Origin of the sequence: Pseudomonas sp. R32 (assembly GCF_009866705.1) — a bacterium.
Lineage (GTDB): Bacteria > Pseudomonadota > Gammaproteobacteria > Pseudomonadales > Pseudomonadaceae > Aquipseudomonas > Aquipseudomonas donghuensis.
The window spans coordinates 505,273-520,855 of the sequence record NZ_CP019396.1 but is presented as its reverse complement, the minus strand read 5'-3'; the positions used below and the strand labels follow the sequence as shown (position 1 = coordinate 520,855).

The 15,583-nt window shown below is 63.2% G+C and carries 12 protein-coding genes, 1 pseudogene and 1 riboswitch; of the genes and pseudogenes, 2 read left to right on the top strand and 11 right to left on the bottom strand.

All coding sequences use genetic code 11. From position 1 onward, the window contains the following. Positions 1 to 172: 172 nt before the first annotated feature. The 8 genes from parC to PspR32_RS02260 form a co-directional block, all read right to left on the bottom strand. Entirely contained in the window at positions 173 to 2,431 is a 2,259-nt protein-coding gene (gene parC / locus PspR32_RS02295) for a DNA topoisomerase IV subunit A (protein WP_010221575.1), read from the bottom strand. A 10-nt stretch (positions 2,432 to 2,441) separates the two neighbouring features. Further along, positions 2,442 to 2,960, bottom strand: a complete 519-nt coding sequence (locus PspR32_RS02290; RefSeq protein ID WP_036995496.1) for a retropepsin-like aspartic protease family protein — start codon at positions 2,958 to 2,960, stop codon at positions 2,442 to 2,444. After that, a complete protein-coding gene (locus PspR32_RS02285; protein ID WP_010221573.1) occupies positions 2,957 to 3,943 on the bottom strand; it encodes an esterase-like activity of phytase family protein in 987 nt (328 codons plus the stop codon). Before PspR32_RS02285 ends, PspR32_RS02290 begins: the two co-directional genes overlap by 4 nt. Beyond that, a complete protein-coding gene (parE, locus tag PspR32_RS02280; protein WP_010221572.1) occupies positions 3,940 to 5,844 on the bottom strand; it encodes a DNA topoisomerase IV subunit B in 1,905 nt (634 codons plus the stop codon). The genes PspR32_RS02285 and parE overlap by 4 nt, the downstream gene beginning before the upstream one ends. A 36-nt stretch (positions 5,845 to 5,880) precedes the next feature. Next, positions 5,881 to 6,489, bottom strand: a complete 609-nt coding sequence (locus tag PspR32_RS02275; protein WP_036995494.1) for a YqiA/YcfP family alpha/beta fold hydrolase — start codon at positions 6,487 to 6,489, stop codon at positions 5,881 to 5,883. 102 nt (positions 6,490 to 6,591) lie between these two features. Beyond that, positions 6,592 to 7,407, bottom strand: a complete 816-nt coding sequence (gene cpdA / locus PspR32_RS02270) for a 3',5'-cyclic-AMP phosphodiesterase (protein ID WP_051636765.1) — start codon at positions 7,405 to 7,407, stop codon at positions 6,592 to 6,594. An 84-nt stretch (positions 7,408 to 7,491) separates the two neighbouring features. Further along, positions 7,492 to 7,944 (bottom strand): DUF1249 domain-containing protein, encoded by a 453-nt coding sequence (locus PspR32_RS02265; protein ID WP_010221569.1) that lies wholly within the window; start codon positions 7,942 to 7,944, stop codon positions 7,492 to 7,494. Beyond that, positions 7,935 to 8,555: an NUDIX domain-containing protein gene (locus PspR32_RS02260; protein WP_010221568.1), complete on the bottom strand. Its 621-nt coding sequence runs from the start codon at positions 8,553 to 8,555 to the stop codon at positions 7,935 to 7,937. The genes PspR32_RS02265 and PspR32_RS02260 overlap by 10 nt, the downstream gene beginning before the upstream one ends. 186 nt (positions 8,556 to 8,741) lie before the next feature. Between PspR32_RS02260 and PspR32_RS02255 the strand changes: the two genes are divergently transcribed. Further along, on the top strand, positions 8,742 to 9,488 hold the full coding sequence (locus tag PspR32_RS02255) for a DUF3298 and DUF4163 domain-containing protein (protein WP_010221567.1): 747 nt from the start codon (positions 8,742 to 8,744) through the stop codon (positions 9,486 to 9,488). Here PspR32_RS02255 and PspR32_RS02250 read toward each other — a convergent pair. Then, positions 9,457 to 10,308, bottom strand: a pseudogene (locus PspR32_RS02250) (cytosine permease); the annotation flags it as partial. The gene PspR32_RS02255 and the pseudogene PspR32_RS02250 sit on opposite strands and share 32 nt — an antisense overlap. A 195-nt stretch (positions 10,309 to 10,503) precedes the next feature. Further along, positions 10,504 to 12,390, bottom strand: coding sequence for a phosphomethylpyrimidine synthase ThiC (gene thiC, locus PspR32_RS02245; protein ID WP_010221565.1), 1,887 nt, complete (start codon positions 12,388 to 12,390; stop codon positions 10,504 to 10,506). Positions 12,391 to 12,547: 157 nt separating this feature from the next. Beyond that, a riboswitch (TPP riboswitch) is annotated at positions 12,548 to 12,652 on the bottom strand. A 141-nt stretch (positions 12,653 to 12,793) separates the two neighbouring features. On the opposite strand from thiC, the gene PspR32_RS02240 reads away from it, so the two are divergent. Next, positions 12,794 to 14,227, top strand: coding sequence for a TolC family outer membrane protein (locus PspR32_RS02240; protein ID WP_010221564.1), 1,434 nt, complete (start codon positions 12,794 to 12,796; stop codon positions 14,225 to 14,227). Between the two features lie 78 nt (positions 14,228 to 14,305). Here the strand turns inward: PspR32_RS02240 and waaA are convergent, their stop codons facing one another. Continuing rightward, entirely contained in the window at positions 14,306 to 15,574 is a 1,269-nt protein-coding gene (waaA, locus tag PspR32_RS02235; RefSeq protein ID WP_159388040.1) for a lipid IV(A) 3-deoxy-D-manno-octulosonic acid transferase, read from the bottom strand. Positions 15,575 to 15,583: the final 9 nt, after the last annotated feature.

The window sequence follows — 15,583 nt, the reverse complement described above, 5'->3', positions numbered from 1 at the left end:
CATCCAGGCGGTCGCCACAAGGCAAACCGCAGTGATACTCATATAGATTCGTTCGGGTACACAGCCACGCTGGTACCGCAAGGGGCCTATCATCCGCGAAATAGCGGCTCGACTCCAGTGTTTCAACCCCGAACGGGCAGGAAAATACCCGTTCAGGCTGTCTAACCCAGACTTACCCGGGGATTTCGACCAACAGTGCGTCAACCCGCTGGAAGCCACGGGGCAGCTTGTTGCCCCGGCGCCCGCGTTCGCCCTTGTAATGTTCAAGGTCGTCGGCCTTGAGTGACAGGGTACGCTTGCCGGCCTGCAATACAAGGGTCGCGCCGTCAGGAAGGACGGCCAGATCTGTGACAAATTCTTCACGTGAGGCCACCCGATCACCCGGGATGCCAATGATTTTATTGCCCTTGCCCTTACCCAGCTGTGGCAGGTCGCTGACCTTGAAGATCAATAGCCGACCTTCGGTGGTCACCGCCGCAAGCCAGTTGTGCTCGCGATCGGCCACCGGCCGCGGCGCGATGACCTTGGCGCCGTTTGGCAGGCTGAGCAGCGCTTTACCGGCCTTGTTCTTGGCCTGCAGGTCTTCGCCCTTGACCACGAAGCCGTAGCCGGCGTCGGAGGCGATCACATACAGGGCGTCATCTTCAGGCAACAGCACGCAATCGAAGCTCGCCCCCGGCGGCGGCGTCAGGCGCCCGGTCAGCGGTTCGCCCTGGCCACGGGCCGACGGCAAGGTATGAGCGGCCAGCGAGTAGCTGCGCCCGGTGGAGTCGATCAGTACGGCAAACTGGTTCGAGCGCCCGGCAGCGGCGACCTTGAAGCCATCGCCGGCCTTGTAGGACAGCCCCGTGGCATCGATGTCGTGGCCCTTGGCGCAACGTACCCAGCCCTTCTCCGAGAGCACCACGGTAACCGGTTCGGTCGGCATCAGTTCGTTTTCCGACAGGGCCTTGGCTTCGGCCCGCTCGACGATGGGCGAGCGGCGGTTGTCGCCATAGGTTTCGGCGTCCTTGATCAGCTCGGCACGCACCAGCTTGCGCAGCTTGGTTTCGCTGCCCAGCAGGGCGATCAGCTTGGCTTGCTCCTTGGCCAGCTCGTCCTGCTCGTTGCGGATCTTCATCTCTTCCAGGCGCGCCAACTGCCGCAGGCGGGTCTCGAGGATGTACTCGGCCTGGGTTTCGGTGAGGTCGAAACGGGCAATCAGCGCAGCTTTTGGCTGGTCCTCGGTACGGATGATATGGATCACTTCATCCAGGTTGAGGAAAGCCACCAACAGGCCTTCGAGCAGGTGCAGGCGGCGTTCGACCTTGTCCAGGCGGAACTTCAGGCGGCGGCGCACCGTCTGCACGCGAAATTCCAGCCATTCAACCAGCAGCGCACGCAGGTTTTTCAGCTGCGGGCGGCCGTCCAGGCCGATGATGTTGACGTTGACCCGGTAGCTGGACTCAAGGTCGGTAGTGGCGAACAGGTGCTGCATCAGTTCGTCGAGGTCGACCCGGTTGGAACGGGCGATGATGACAATGCGGCACGGGTTCTCGTGGTCCGACTCGTCGCGCAGGTCGGCGACCATCGGTAGCTTCTTGGCCTGCATCTGCGCGGCGATCTGCTCCAGCACCTTGGCCCCGGAAACCTGGTGCGGCAGCGCGGTGACGACGATGTCGCCGTCTTCGATGCGGTACACCGCACGCATGCGCACCGAACCACGGCCGCTTTCGTAGATTTTCAGCAGCTCGGCGCGCGGGGTGATGATCTCGGCTTCGGTCGGATAGTCCGGGCCCTGGATGTGCTCGCAGAGCTGCTCGACCGTGGCCTTGGGCTCATCGAGCAGACGTACGCAGGCCGAGGCGACTTCGCGCAGGTTGTGCGGCGGCACGTCGGTGGCCATGCCCACGGCGATACCGGTGGTGCCGTTGAGCAGGATATTCGGCAGGCGCGCGGGCAGCACCGCAGGCTCGTCGAGGGTGCCGTCGAAGTTCGGCACCCAGTCGGCCGTACCCTGGCCCAGCTCGCTGAGCAGCACTTCGGAGTAGCGCGACAGGCGTGCTTCGGTGTAACGCATGGCGGCGAAGGATTTCGGATCGTCCGGCGCACCCCAGTTGCCCTGGCCATCGACCAGGGTGTAGCGGTAGCTGAACGGCTGCGCCATCAGCACCATGGCCTCATAGCAGGCCGAGTCGCCATGGGGGTGGAACTTGCCGAGCACGTCACCGACGGTACGCGCCGACTTCTTGTGCTTGGAGTCGGCGTCCAGGCCCAGTTCGCTCATGGCATAGACGATGCGCCGTTGCACCGGCTTCAGGCCGTCGCCGATATGCGGCAAGGCACGGTCCATGATCACGTACATGGAGTAGTTGAGGTAGGCCTGTTCGGTGAAGTCAGCCAGTGACCGGCGCTCTACGCCATCGAGGCTGAGATCAAGGGAGTCGCTCATGCGGGCCTCATCATTTCAGGTTCTGGCGCAGCAGCAAGGTGCCACCACGCTGGGTAAATTCGAGTTGTTTCAGGGCACTCATGCCCAGTAATACCTGTTCGCCATCCAGCCCCGGCACCACCAGCGCGCGGACATTGCGCAGGAGGATATCGCCCAGTTGCAACTGCTCCAGGCGTGTGCGATAGCCCTGGGTACGGCCGTTGGCGGTACTCAACATCACCGGCGCACCGCGTTCCAGGCCGAGCTTGCTGGCCAGGGCTTCGGGAATCGCCACGTCGGTGGCCCCGGTGTCGAGCAGAAAATGTACTGTCTGGCCGTTGATCCGGCCATCGGCGACGAAATGCCCCTGGCCATTGCCGGCCAGTTGCACTTCGATGTAACCCTCGCCATGTTGCGAGGTGACCACGGCATTGGGGTTGGCCTGGCGCTGTTCCCACTCGCCGAAAAAGCGCGTAGCCAGGAACAATCCGGCCGCCCAGGCCAGAATCAGCAATACCCGGCCAGCCCGCTTGCCCGGCGGCTGGCTCACGACTTGGCACTCCAGCCACCGGCCGGCGCGGCAAAGCGCCAGACGATCGGTCGCGATTCGCCGTCCTGGCGGGTCGCACCGTTGTTGTCCAGGCCGATCCAGGCGCCCGTGTCATCGATCACCAGCGCCTCGGCCAGGCCGAAAGGCTGCGAGTAATGCCGATGCTCGGCCAGCGCATCGGCGGCAAACGACCAGCAGCGTTCGACCTTGGCAGTCTGCGCGTCCCGCCGGCAGATGCGGTAGGCATTGCGTTCCAGGGTAAAGAGCTTGTCGTTGTACAGTGCCAGGTCGGCAAAGTCCCGCGACACCGGGCGCGGCTTGGTCATCTGCGATGGCTGCATCTCGACCCCGGCTTCGCTGAGCAGCACGCAGCCGTCGCCACAGTTCCAGGTGGTCTGCAAGCGGTTGATCAACAACAGGCCGCGGCGCTCGCGCTCGGCCGCCAGCCAGATGCGGTCACCGGCCGGGCTCACCGCCAGGCCTTCGAACAGCGCATTGAAATGCAGCAACATGCCACTGGCCCGCGCCTGACGGACCATGCTCGGGTCGATCTTCAACCAGTTAGGTGCACCCTCTACCGGCACTTGCAGCACTGCCGCATGGGCTTCGCTGACCAGGTAGTGGTTGCCGGCGCCGTCGCAGCTCAGGCCTTCGAAATCCAGCTCACCGCCGCGCACCTGCGAAGCAGCCCAGGTGCGCGAACGCAAGCCCCAGGGCAGACCGCTTTCCGGTACCGGCGGTACGTCCATGTGCAGCGCTTGCGCTTGCCAGACCGTTGCCGAGGTGTCCAGGCGGTAGAGCAGCTCGTCGTCGCGGTCCGAAACCGCCCACAATCCGCCACGGCATGCACTCAGGCCGGACAGGTTGCCACCGCGCATGCCCTCGACCGGGTGCTCGGCAACCAGCTTGAGCTCGGGCCAGGGCGCCGCCTGTGAAGACAGGGCGAACAGCGCCAGCAGCGCAGCCAGGGCCCGAGCTATCAAGCCAGGACCTCGGCCAGGTTGCCTTTGGATTCCAGCCAGCTCTTGCGATCGCCAGCGCGCTTTTTGGCCAGCAGCATGTCCATGATCTCGCGGGTGCCGTCCAGATCGTCCAGGGTCAGCTGGACCAGGCGCCGGGTGTTCGGGTCCATGGTGGTTTCGCGCAGCTGCGGCGGGTTCATCTCGCCCAGCCCCTTGAATCGGGTGACCTGCGGCTTGCCGCGCTTCTTCTCGGCCACCAGGCGGTCGAGGATGCCATCGCGTTCGGCTTCGTCCAGGGCGTAGTAGATCTCCTTGCCCAGGTCGATGCGGTACAGCGGCGGCATGGCCACATACACGTGGCCAGCTTCGACCAGCGGGCGGAAATGCTGGACAAACAGGGCGCAGAGCAAAGTGGCAATGTGCAGGCCGTCGGAGTCGGCGTCGGCGAGGATGCAGATCTTGCCGTAGCGCAACTGGCTCATGTCCGCAGCGCCCGGGTCGACACCGATGGCCACGGCGATGTTGTGCACTTCCTGGCTGGCGAGTACTTCGCCGCCATCGACTTCCCAGGTGTTGAGGATCTTGCCGCGCAGCGGCAGGATGGCCTGGAACTCTTTGTCACGCGCCTGCTTGGCCGAACCGCCCGCCGAATCACCCTCGACCAGGAACAGCTCGGCGCGCATCGGGTCCTGCCCGGCGCAGTCAGCCAACTTGCCGGGCAGTGCCGGGCCCTGGGTGATGCGCTTGCGCTCGACCTTCTTGCTCGCCTTGAGGCGCCGGCCGGCGTTGTTGATGGCAAGCTCGGCCAGTTGCATGCCCAGCTCGGGGTGAGCGTTGAGCCACAGGCTGAAGGCATCCTTGACCACGCCGGAGACGAACGCGGCCGCCTCGCGGGAGGACAGGCGCTCCTTGGTCTGCCCGGAGAACTGCGGCTCCTGCATCTTCATCGAGAGCACGAAGCTGATGCGCTCCCAGACGTCTTCCGGCGCCAGCTTGACCCCGCGCGGCAGCAAGTTGCGGAACTCGCAGAACTCGCGCATGGCATCGAGCAGGCCCTGGCGCAGGCCATTGACGTGGGTACCGCCCTGGGCGGTGGGGATCAGGTTGACGTAGCTTTCCTGAACGCTGTCGCCGCCTTCGGGCAGCCACAGCAGCGCCCAGTCGACCGCTTCCTTGTTACCGGCCAGGCTGCCGCAAAACGGCTCGTCGGGCAGGCGCAGGAAGTCGCTGACCGAATCGACCAGGTAGGAACGCAGGCCGTCTTCGTAATGCCACTCAACCTTCTCGCCGCTGGCCTTGTCTTCGAAACTGACCAGCAGCCCCGGGCACAATACCGCCTTGGCCTTGAGCACGTGCTTGAGGCGGCTGATGGAGAATTTCGGCGAATCGAAATACTTCGGGTCCGGAGCGAAGTACACGCAGGTTCCGGTGTTGCGCTTGCCAACGGTGCCGACCACTTCCAGCTCGGTGGCCTTGTAGCCATCGGCGAAGGTCATCTGATACTCGTTGCCATCACGCTTGACCTTGACCCGCACCTGGCTGGACAAGGCGTTGACCACCGAAATACCAACCCCGTGCAGACCGCCGGAGAACTGGTAGTTCTTGTTGGAGAACTTGCCGCCGGCGTGCAGCTTGGTGAGGATCAGCTCGACCCCGGAGACGCCTTCTTCAGGGTGGATGTCCACCGGCATGCCGCGACCGTCGTCGGACACTTCCAGGGAATGGTCGGCGTGGAGGATCACCTGCACCGACTTGGCGTGCCCGGCCAGGGCTTCGTCGACACTGTTGTCGATCACTTCCTGGGCAAGGTGGTTCGGCCGGCTGGTATCGGTGTACATGCCCGGGCGCTTGCGCACCGGGTCAAGGCCGGAGAGGACTTCGATGGCGTCTGCGTTATAGGCACTAGCGCTGGGAATGGCCATGGGTTCTCGTCGTCAGTCGTGGGTGAAAATAGGTTATCAAAATACAGAAAAATCGAGCGCTTGATACTGCTGCGGGGCAATACCGGCAAAGCTCAGCAGGGCTGGCAGGCGTTCGCTAAAGCCCTGGAAGCTGTGATCGCCACCGGCCTGGATGCGCAGCGCGCAAGCGCGGTAGAACTGCTCGGCCTGGCGGTAGTCCAGGGTTTCATCGGCGGTTTGCAGCCACACTTGAAAGCGACCGGCATCCACCGGTGCTGGCACTTCCAGTTCGGCCAACGCCTGCACGTGGTCCAGGGTCAGCTCCCAGGTTTCGCCGGTGTAGAGGTTCTGCTGGGACCCCAGGTAGCCATCGAACAGCCGGTGCGGGTTGACCGCCGGGTTGATCAGCAAGGCCTTGAGCCCATGGCGCTCGGCCAGATGGGTGGCATAGTAGCCGCCGAGCGAGCTGCCGACCAGTAATGGCGATTCAAGCTCGGCAATGGCGGCGTCCAGCTGGGCAATGGCCTGGCGCGGGTGATGATGCAGCGCCGGGACGCGCAGGCGCTCGCTCAGCCCCAGTTGTGCCATGACTGCTACCAGTTGGCAGGCCTTTTTCGACGACGGCGCGCTGTTGAACCCGTGAATATAGAGAATCGAACCCGACATGCCGCCCCCGATGCGCCTTGAATGCCTGGATCGCCAGGCAGGAAAGCGCGCATTTTAGCCTGTTCGGCGGCAGAAGGAGCGGTTTCAGTGTTTTGGCAACACTTAATAGCCGTCGCCTGCGTAATCGACGGTGAATTCGAAGTCGGTCACCCGCGATACGCCGGTGTCGATCGAGCCATCCGCCTGCAGGCGCAGCCAGCGATAGCCCGGAGCCTGCTCGCCGACTTTGAAGTCTTCGCTCCCCGGCTCGAACTGGATGCAGGTCGACGGTGAGGCCAATAGCCGCACACCATCGCGCACCTGGTCCCATTCCTGATGAATGTGTCCCCAGAGCAAGGCGCGCACCTGTGGATAACCTTTCAGTACGGCAAACAGCGCATCGGCATTGCGCAAGCCGATCGGTGCCATCCAGGCGCAATCGATAGGCACCGGCTGGTGATGAAAGCAGATCAGGTGATGGCGCTCGGGCGCTTCGCTCAACGCTTGCTCGAGCACGTTGAGCTGGCCGTCATCGAGCAACCCCGGCACCGAGCCGGGCACTGCCGAGTTGAGCAGCAGGATTCGCCAGTTACCGATATCCACCACGGGATCGAGCAGTTCGGTGCCTTGCGCCGCCTGCTCCATCGGCAACGGCTCGTCATGGTTACCGGCAAGCCAGCGTGCCGGGGCCTTGAGGCTGGCGGTCAGGTCACGAAAACTGGCGTAGGACGCCAGCGAGCCGTCCTGGGACAGGTCGCCGGTGGCCAGCACCAGGTCGATCCGCGGCTGCTCGGCGCGCACCCGTTCGATCACGCGCTGCAGGCTGTCGCGGGTGTTCATGCCCAGCAGCGTGCCTTGCGGGTCGGCAAACAGGTGGCTATCGGTCAGTTGCACCAGGTGCACTGGCGCGTCGCGAAGTGGGATCGATGATTGCGGCAATGGCCGACTCCTTGAACGGATTCAGCGCGATTATGGCGGCTGGCGGGCTTTGAGCAAATACTCGAAAACGACCGCCGTCACATTTCAGCGAACGACGGCCAACTCATGGCCACAGGCCAGGCAATAGCTCAGCCATTCACCGAGGAAGAGGTTGAGCTGGGCCTTTTCATCCGGCTGGTGCATGGCCGCATTCGGGTACGGGTAGATGCTGCGAAAGCGCCGGGCATGCTCGGCGCTGACCACTTCGGCCATGCGCGCGTCGTGGTAGACCTGCACTTCCAGCTGCGGCACCGGCAGCCAGGGCAGGCTGTGCTCCTGGCGCACGCGCAAGGTGGTGGTGTAAGGGCAAGCGAGCACGACATCGAGGACCAGTACGCCAAGCATCTGGTCCCCTTGGGTCATGCCGATCCGGCGCGAGCTCTGGGTGCTGCGCATGTCGGGCAACAGGCGCATCAAGCGCGCATAGTTGGCCTCGCAGGCAGCCTGCAACCCGACCAGATCGACCCGGTAGCGCTCGCGCAGCAGATTCACGACCATAGCCCCCTGACTTCAGCGCGGTTCAAGGCCAGCCATTGCAAGGCAATGATGGTTGCCGCGTTGGCAATTTTGCCATCGCGCACGGCCTGCAGCGCATCCTCGAACGCCCAGACCCTGACGCGAATATCCTCGCCCTCTTCTTCCAGGCCATGCAGGCCACCGGCCCCATCGCTGCTGCAGCGACCCAGAAACAGATGCACAAATTCATCGCTGCCGCCCGGTGACGGGAAATACCGGGTCATCGGCCACAGCGTACTGAACACAAGTCCAGCTTCCTCCTCGGCTTCGCGGTGTGCAACTTCTTCCGGTTGTTCGTCCTTGTCGATCAGACCGGCGACCAGCTCGATCAACCAGGGGTTGTCGACCTTGCCGATGGCACCGACGCGAAACTGCTCGATCAGCACCACTTCATCGCGCTGGGCGTCGTAGGGCAGCACGCACACCGCATCGTGACGCACGAAAAGTTCGCGGCTGATTTCGCGCCCCATGCCACCGGCATACAGCTCGTGGCTAAGGCGAAGTTTGTCCAGGCGGTAGAAGCCCTTGTAGCAAATGGCCCGGTCGATGATCTCGACCTTGCTGGGCGTTGCGTTGTTGAACGTGTCTGGCATGGGAATCCTCGTTACCTCATTTACCGCATCGCGCCATCCTAACCTGCACACCGCCGTGTTTCACCTCTTTAAAGATACTGTCCAGGCTGCGAGGATAGACACCCCGCTGGTCTATTCAGCTTAGTGGCGAACTGAAGGCCTTGCCGACGGTCCAAGTCCGATCACCTTTGCCTTACAAGGATCATCATGACGCTTGTGAAACTGACGTCCGTGGCCGTGCTGGCCCTGGCCCTGGGCGCTTGTCAGAGCCTGTTCCAGCCCAACATGCGCACGCCGCTGGAGGTCAAGCGCGACCGCTGGGAGCACATCAAGCCCGGTTGCAGCAACGCCGATTGCCCGCTGGTCAACATCGACACCATCCACTTCCCGGCCAACCCCAAGCTGGACGGCATCATCGAGAAACGCCTGCTACAACTGACCCAGGACAACGAGCGCAGCGCCCTGCCCGCCTCGCTCAAAGCCTATGAAGAGCAGTTTATGGCCAGCGCCGAAAGCCGCAACAGCAGCTACCTGCAAGCCAAGGTACGCGAGCAGCATGACGGACTGGTGATCATCGAGCTGTCCAGTTATCTGGATACTGGTGGCGCCCATGGTATGCCCGGGCGCGGCTTCATCAACTATTCGCGCCAGCAGGACAAGGTGCTGAGCCTGCAGGACATGCTGGTACCGGGCCAGGAAGCGACCTTCTGGAAGACTGCCGAAGAAGCCCACAAAGGCTGGCTGATCAGCACCGGCATGGACAAGGACGCCGAGTTCGTCAAGACCTGGCCCTTCCGCCAGACCCCGCACATTGCCCTGACCTACGGTGCGGTGGTGCTCAAGTACGAGGTCTATGCCATCGCCCCGTACTCCATGGGCCACATCGAGCTGAAAATCCCCTACCCGCGCCTGAACGGTGTGATCAAGCCGGAGTTGTTTCCCGGTCGCGGCTGACCGCTGGCGCTGCCGCCCAGTACACCACCCCTGCCAGCAGCAAGGCCGGCAGGGTCGAGCCGAGGTTCGGGGCGTAGTGTGCCAGCAGATGGTACGCCGCCACGCCAATCGCCCAGGCCAACAATGCCGGCCAATGCAGGCTGTGGATCGGGCTGGCATCGCTGCGGCGGCGACGGATGATGAAATGATCGACCAGCACCACGCCGAACAGCGGTGCGAACACCGAGCCGATCAGCAAGAGGAAGTTCTGGTACTGCGCCAACGGCGCGAAACTGGCGATCAGGGTGCACAGCACGCCGATGGCCAAGGCCAGGTGCTCGACCTTCAGGCGTACCAGAAAACCGCTGGAAACGGCCGCCGAGTGAATATCGGCAAAGGCCTTTTCCGACTCGTCGAGCAGGATCAGCAGCAGTGGGATACCCAGGCCCGCGCCAGCCAGCGCCAGCAGCAGGGTATTGACCTCAGCCGCTGGAGCAAACGCCAGGGTGTAGGCCACGCCCAGGCTCATCATCCATACGTTGCCGATGAAATAGCCCAGCGCCGTGCCGGCAAACACCCGGCTGGCACGCTGGCTGAAGCGTGAGTAGTCGGCAATCAGCGGCAACCATGACAGCGGCATGGCAATCGCAATGTCGATACCGATCGCCAGCGGCATCGAACCATCGCCGGCACGCGCCCACAGCGCGGCCAGATCGGCCTTGGCAAAGAGGTTCCAGGTCAGCCACAGGCAGGCACCGATCAGCAGCCAGATCCCCCACTTGCGCAAGATCTTGCGCACGAAGGTCAACGGCCCGCTGATCGCCAGCAAGGTGGCCACCGCTGAGCACGCGCTGCTCGGCGCTGACCGGGTGATCGGGGGAAAACGGGCTGGGTGTGCTCACGAGAGTAGTCTCGACAGGAGGAATTTATTGTTCTTCAGGGCCCTAACGCTGGCAAGCCAGCTCCCACCGGTACCTTGTGGGAGCTGGCTTGCCAGCGATGCGGTGTGCACCAGCACACCGCCTGAACAGCCCGATCAGACCTTCTTGTACAACTGGCTGCCTTCCTGGCGGAACCGCTCGGCCTGCTCGCGCATGCCATCCTCGACCGCCACGTCCACCGCTTCGATGCGCTGGTTGGCGGCGTATTCGCGCACTTCCTGGGTGATCTTCATCGAGCAGAACTTCGGCCCGCACATGGAGCAGAAGTGCGCGACCTTGGCCGAATCCTTGGGCAGGGTTTCGTCATGGAAGCTGCGCGCGGTGTCCGGGTCCAGGCCGAGGTTGAACTGGTCTTCCCAGCGGAACTCGAAGCGCGCCTTGGACAGCGCGTTGTCGCGGATTTGCGCACCCGGATGACCTTTTGCCAGGTCCGCAGCATGGGCGGCGATCTTGTAAGTGATGATGCCGGTCTTGACGTCATCCTTGTTCGGCAGGCCCAGGTGTTCCTTGGGCGTGACGTAGCAGAGCATCGCACAACCGAACCAGCCGATCATCGCCGCACCGATGCCGGAGGTGATGTGATCGTAGCCCGGGGCAATGTCGGTAGTCAGCGGGCCGAGGGTGTAGAACGGCGCTTCGTCGCAGCACTCGAGCTGCTTGTCCATGTTCTCCTTGATCAGTTGCATCGGCACGTGGCCCGGGCCTTCGATCATGCACTGGACGTCATGCTTCCAGGCGATCTTGGTCAGCTCGCCGAGGGTTTCCAGCTCGCCGAACTGCGCTTCGTCGTTGGCGTCGGCAATCGAGCCCGGACGCAGGCCATCGCCCAGCGAGAAGCTGACGTCGTAAGCCTTCATGATTTCGCAGATTTCGTCGAAATGGGTGTAGAGGAAGTTCTCTTTGTGGTGCGCCAGGCACCACTTGGCCATGATCGAGCCGCCGCGGCTGACGATACCGGTGACCCGCTTTGCGGTCAGCGGCACATAGCGCAACAGCACGCCGGCGTGGATGGTGAAGTAGTCCACGCCCTGCTCGGCCTGTTCGATCAGGGTGTCGCGGAACAGCTCCCAGGTCAGGTCTTCGGCCACGCCGTTGACCTTCTCCAGGGCCTGGTAGATCGGCACGGTACCGATCGGCACCGGCGAGTTGCGGATGATCCACTCGCGGGTTTCGTGGATGTGCTTGCCGGTGGACAGGTCCATGACGGTGTCCGAACCCCAGCGAATGCCCCAGGTCAGCTTGGCCACTTCTTCTTCGATGGACGAGCCCAGGGCGCTGTTGCCGATGTTGCCGTTGATCTTCACCAGGAAGTTGCGGCCGATGATCATCGGCTCCAGCTCCACGTGGTTGATGTTGGCCGGGATGATCGCGCGACCGCGGGCGATTTCCTCGCGTACGAACTCGGCGGTGATTTCTTTCGGGATGCTGGCACCGAAGCTGTGACCGGCATGCTGCTGGTCGAGCAGCCCTGCGGCGCGAGCTTCCTGCAACTTCATGTTTTCACGGATGGCGACGTATTCCATCTCGGCGGTAATGATGCCCTGGCGCGCATAGTGCATCTGGCTGACGTTGGCGCCGGCCTTGGCCCGGCGCGGGTTGCGCACGTGGGCGAAACGCAGTTTGGTCAGTTCGGCATCGGCCAGGCGTTGCTGGCCGAAGTCCGACGACAAGCCGGCGAGGCGTTCGGTGTCACCCCGGGCGTCGATCCACGCTGAACGGACATCGCCCAGGCCTTTGCGCACGTCGATGATCACGTTGGGATCGGTGTAGGGACCGGACGTGTCGTAGACCAGCACCGGAGCGTTGGCTTCGCCGCCGAAATCGGTCGGAGTGTCGTCCAGGCTGATTTCACGCATGGGCACGCGGATGTCCGGGCGCGAGCCTTCGACATAGATTTTGCGCGAACGGGTGAACGGCTGTACGGACTGTTGATCGACCTGGGCCGATTCACTCAGATTGGTATGTTTTTCTTGTTTACTCATCACAGGCTCTCCAGACGGCTTCCTAGCAGTGGAATGTCGGGGAGAACCTGAAAGGCACGGACGCACCATGGGTGGTGCTGTACCAAATGCGCGGTGATGCCTGCAGCGATGATGGCTGCCTCGACACTCCCGGACCTGGCACAAGAGACTCGCCGGGAAAGCGAGAAATCTTGTTCCCTACGCAGGCGCTAACCTGATCAGGTTCAACGGGATCCGGATTATCCGATCTCAGCCTCAACGCAAGGCACCCCGACAAGAACGTGGGCAGTCTAGACTGGAGTGGCATGCAAAGCCAAGCACCTGGACATGGACACGATAAATGGCGCAAATAGCGGATTGTTGCGAAATGCCTGCACAACTACACTCACCAGTTCAGAAATTCTCACCGTTCAAGGATTGCCCTATGCTGCGCAAACTCTCACTGGCCCTTGCCGTGTCTTGTGCTACCAACGGAATGGCCTGGGCAGCGGATGTGCCCCTGTCGGCGAAGACCGACCTGGTCAGTGTCTATCAGGAAGCCGTGAACAATAACGCCGACCTGGCGGCCGCCCGCGCCAACTACGGCGCCCAGAAGGAAGTGGTGCCCCAGGCCCGTGCCGGCCTGCTGCCAAACCTCTCGGCCGGCGCCGAGATGATGAGCAACCGCACCAAGATCGACAGCCCTTCGGTGACCTCCAACCGCAGCGGCAATTCCTGGCAGGCGACCCTGGCGCAACCTATCTTCCGCGCTGACCGCTGGTTCCAGTTGCAGGCGGCTGAAGCGGTCAACGAGCAGGCGGCCCTGGAGCTGTCGGCCACCGAACAGAATCTGATCCTGCAAAGCGCCGAAAACTACTTTGCCGTGCTGCGCGCCCAAGACACCCTGGCCTCGACCAAGGCCGAAGAAGCCGCGTTCAAGCGCCAGCTCGACCAGTCCAACGAGCGCTTCGACGTCGGCCTCTCGGACAAGACCGACGTGCTGCAGTCCCAGGCCAGCTACGACACCGCCCGGGCCAACCGCATCGTTGCCCAGCGTCAGGTCGATGACGCCTTCGAGGCGCTGATCACCCTGACCAACCGCGACTACAACTCGGTGCAGGGCATCGTCCACACCCTGCCGGTACAAGTGCCGGTGCCAAACGATGCCAAGGCCTGGGTCGAGACGGCCGGCAAACAGAACCTCAACCTGCTGGCCACCAACTACGCGGTAAGCGCCGCCGAAGAGACCCTGCGCCAGCGCAAGGCCGGGCACGCACCGACCGTGGATGCGGTAGCACGCTACCAGAAAGGCGACAACGACAGCCTGGGCTTCACCAACCCCAACCTCACCGGGCAGAACTACAGCGGCGATGTCGAACAGACCAGCATCGGCCTGCAGTTGAACATCCCGATCTACAGCGGCGGCCTGACCAGCTCGCAGGTACGCGAGGCTTACCAACGCCTGAGCCAGAGTGAACAGCAACGCGAAAGCCTGCGCCGCCAGGTGGTGGAAAACACCCGCAACCTGCACCGTGCAGTGAACACCGATGTCGAGCAGGTGCAAGCGCGCAAGCAGTCGATCATCTCCAACCAGAGCGCCCTGGAAGCCACGGAAATCGGCTACCAGGTGGGTACCCGCAACATCGTCGACGTGCTCGACGCCCAGCGCCAGCTGTACACCTCGGTGCGCGACTACAACAATACCCGCTACGACTACATCCTCGACAACCTGCGCTTGAAGCAGGCGGCAGGCACGTTGAGCCCGCAGGACCTGACGGATTTGAGCCGCTATCTGAAATCGGACTACAACCCGGACAAGGACTTCCTGCCGCCAGACCTGGCAGCAGCGGCCAAGGCCAACTTCGAAGCCCGTCCCTGAAAAGCGATCGCCGGCAAGACCGGCTCCCACAAAAACCTGTGGGAGCCGGCCTTGCCGGCGATGGCAGGCGAAGCCTGCCTAGATCAACCGCCCCAGCGCATCCAGCAAGCGCTTCAATGCCCCCTGATTGGCCTTCATCACCGCCAACCCCGCCGCCCCCATGCGCTGCGCATCCCGCGGCAACTCGATCAGCCGCCGCACCTCGGCCGCCAGCCCTTGGGCATCATCGACTTCCTGCAAGGCACCAGCCTCACGCAGCATCGCCGCGATCTCGAGGAAGTTGAACAGGTGCGGACCACTGAGCACCGGCAGCGACAGCGCCGCCGGCTCCAGCAGGTTGTGCCCGCCGTTAGCCACCAGGCTGCCGCCAACGAAGGCAATATCGGCCAGGGCGTAGAGAAACAGCAGCTCGCCCATCGTGTCGCCGAGCAGCACGGCCGTATCCGCGTTGATCGGTTCGGCACTGGAACGGCGAACCGTTGGGAATTGCCCGCGACACAGCTCGAACACGCTGTTGAAGCGTTCCGGATGGCGCGGCACCAGGATCAGCAAGGCGTCGGCGTGATGTTCACGCAACTGCCGATGGGCAGCGAGAATGACCTCGTCCTCGCCTTCATGGGTACTGGCGGCGATCCACACAGGGCGCTGGCTGGCCTGCCACTGCTCACGCAAGGCACGAGCGCGGGGCAGCAGTTGCTCGTCGATACTCAGGTCAAATTTGATCGAACCGGTGACCTGCACACACTCAGGTCGCGCACCCAACTGGCGAAAGCGCTGGGCCTCGGTTTCGGTCTGCACCGCGATCAGGCTCATTTCGGCCAGCATCGGCCGGGTCAACCCGGCAAAGCGCGCATAACCGCGGGCCGAGCGCTCAGACAATCGCGCGTTGGCCAACGCCACCGCTATACCGCGCTTGGCGCACTGGTGAATGTGATTGGGCCACAGCTCGGTTTCCATGATCACCGCAAGCTTGGGCTGCACGTGATCGAGAAAGCGCCCGGCAGCCCAGGGCAAGTCATATGGCAGGTAGCAGTGCTGAATTCGCGGCTCATCGGCAAACATCGCCCGGATCCGCTCGGACCCAGTCGGGGTCATGCAGGTGATGGTGATCGGCAGCTGTGGATAAGCCTGCAGCAAGGCGCGAATCATCGGCGCCGCGGCGATGCTTTCACCTACCGACACCGCGTGCACCCAGATACCGCCCTTGGCCATGGCCGGCAGGTTCAGGGCGAAACGCTCGCCGACACGCTGAGCATAGGCCGGGGCCTTGCGCAAACGCAGAAACAGGCGCAGCGCAACCAGCGGCAGGCCCAGGTGAAACAGCAGGGTATAGAGGGTTCTGTTCATGGCGCCGAA

What these genes read in the sequence shown, in the direction of transcription:
- parC (WP_010221575.1), bottom strand. Translation starts at nt 2,431, where the DNA reads ATGAGCGACTCCCTTGATCTCAGCCTCGATGGCGTAGAGCGCCGGTCA.
- parE (WP_010221572.1), bottom strand. Translation starts at nt 5,844, where the DNA reads ATGGCCATTCCCAGCGCTAGTGCCTATAACGCAGACGCCATCGAAGTC.
- PspR32_RS02275 (WP_036995494.1), bottom strand. Translation starts at nt 6,489, where the DNA reads ATGTCGGGTTCGATTCTCTATATTCACGGGTTCAACAGCGCGCCGTCG.
- PspR32_RS02265 (WP_010221569.1), bottom strand. Translation starts at nt 7,944, where the DNA reads ATGGTCGTGAATCTGCTGCGCGAGCGCTACCGGGTCGATCTGGTCGGG.
- PspR32_RS02260 (WP_010221568.1), bottom strand. Translation starts at nt 8,555, where the DNA reads ATGCCAGACACGTTCAACAACGCAACGCCCAGCAAGGTCGAGATCATC.
- PspR32_RS02255 (WP_010221567.1), top strand. Translation starts at nt 8,742, where the DNA reads ATGACGCTTGTGAAACTGACGTCCGTGGCCGTGCTGGCCCTGGCCCTG.
- thiC (WP_010221565.1), bottom strand. Translation starts at nt 12,390, where the DNA reads ATGAGTAAACAAGAAAAACATACCAATCTGAGTGAATCGGCCCAGGTC.
- PspR32_RS02240 (WP_010221564.1), top strand. Translation starts at nt 12,794, where the DNA reads ATGCTGCGCAAACTCTCACTGGCCCTTGCCGTGTCTTGTGCTACCAAC.
- waaA (WP_159388040.1), bottom strand. Translation starts at nt 15,574, where the DNA reads ATGAACAGAACCCTCTATACCCTGCTGTTTCACCTGGGCCTGCCGCTG.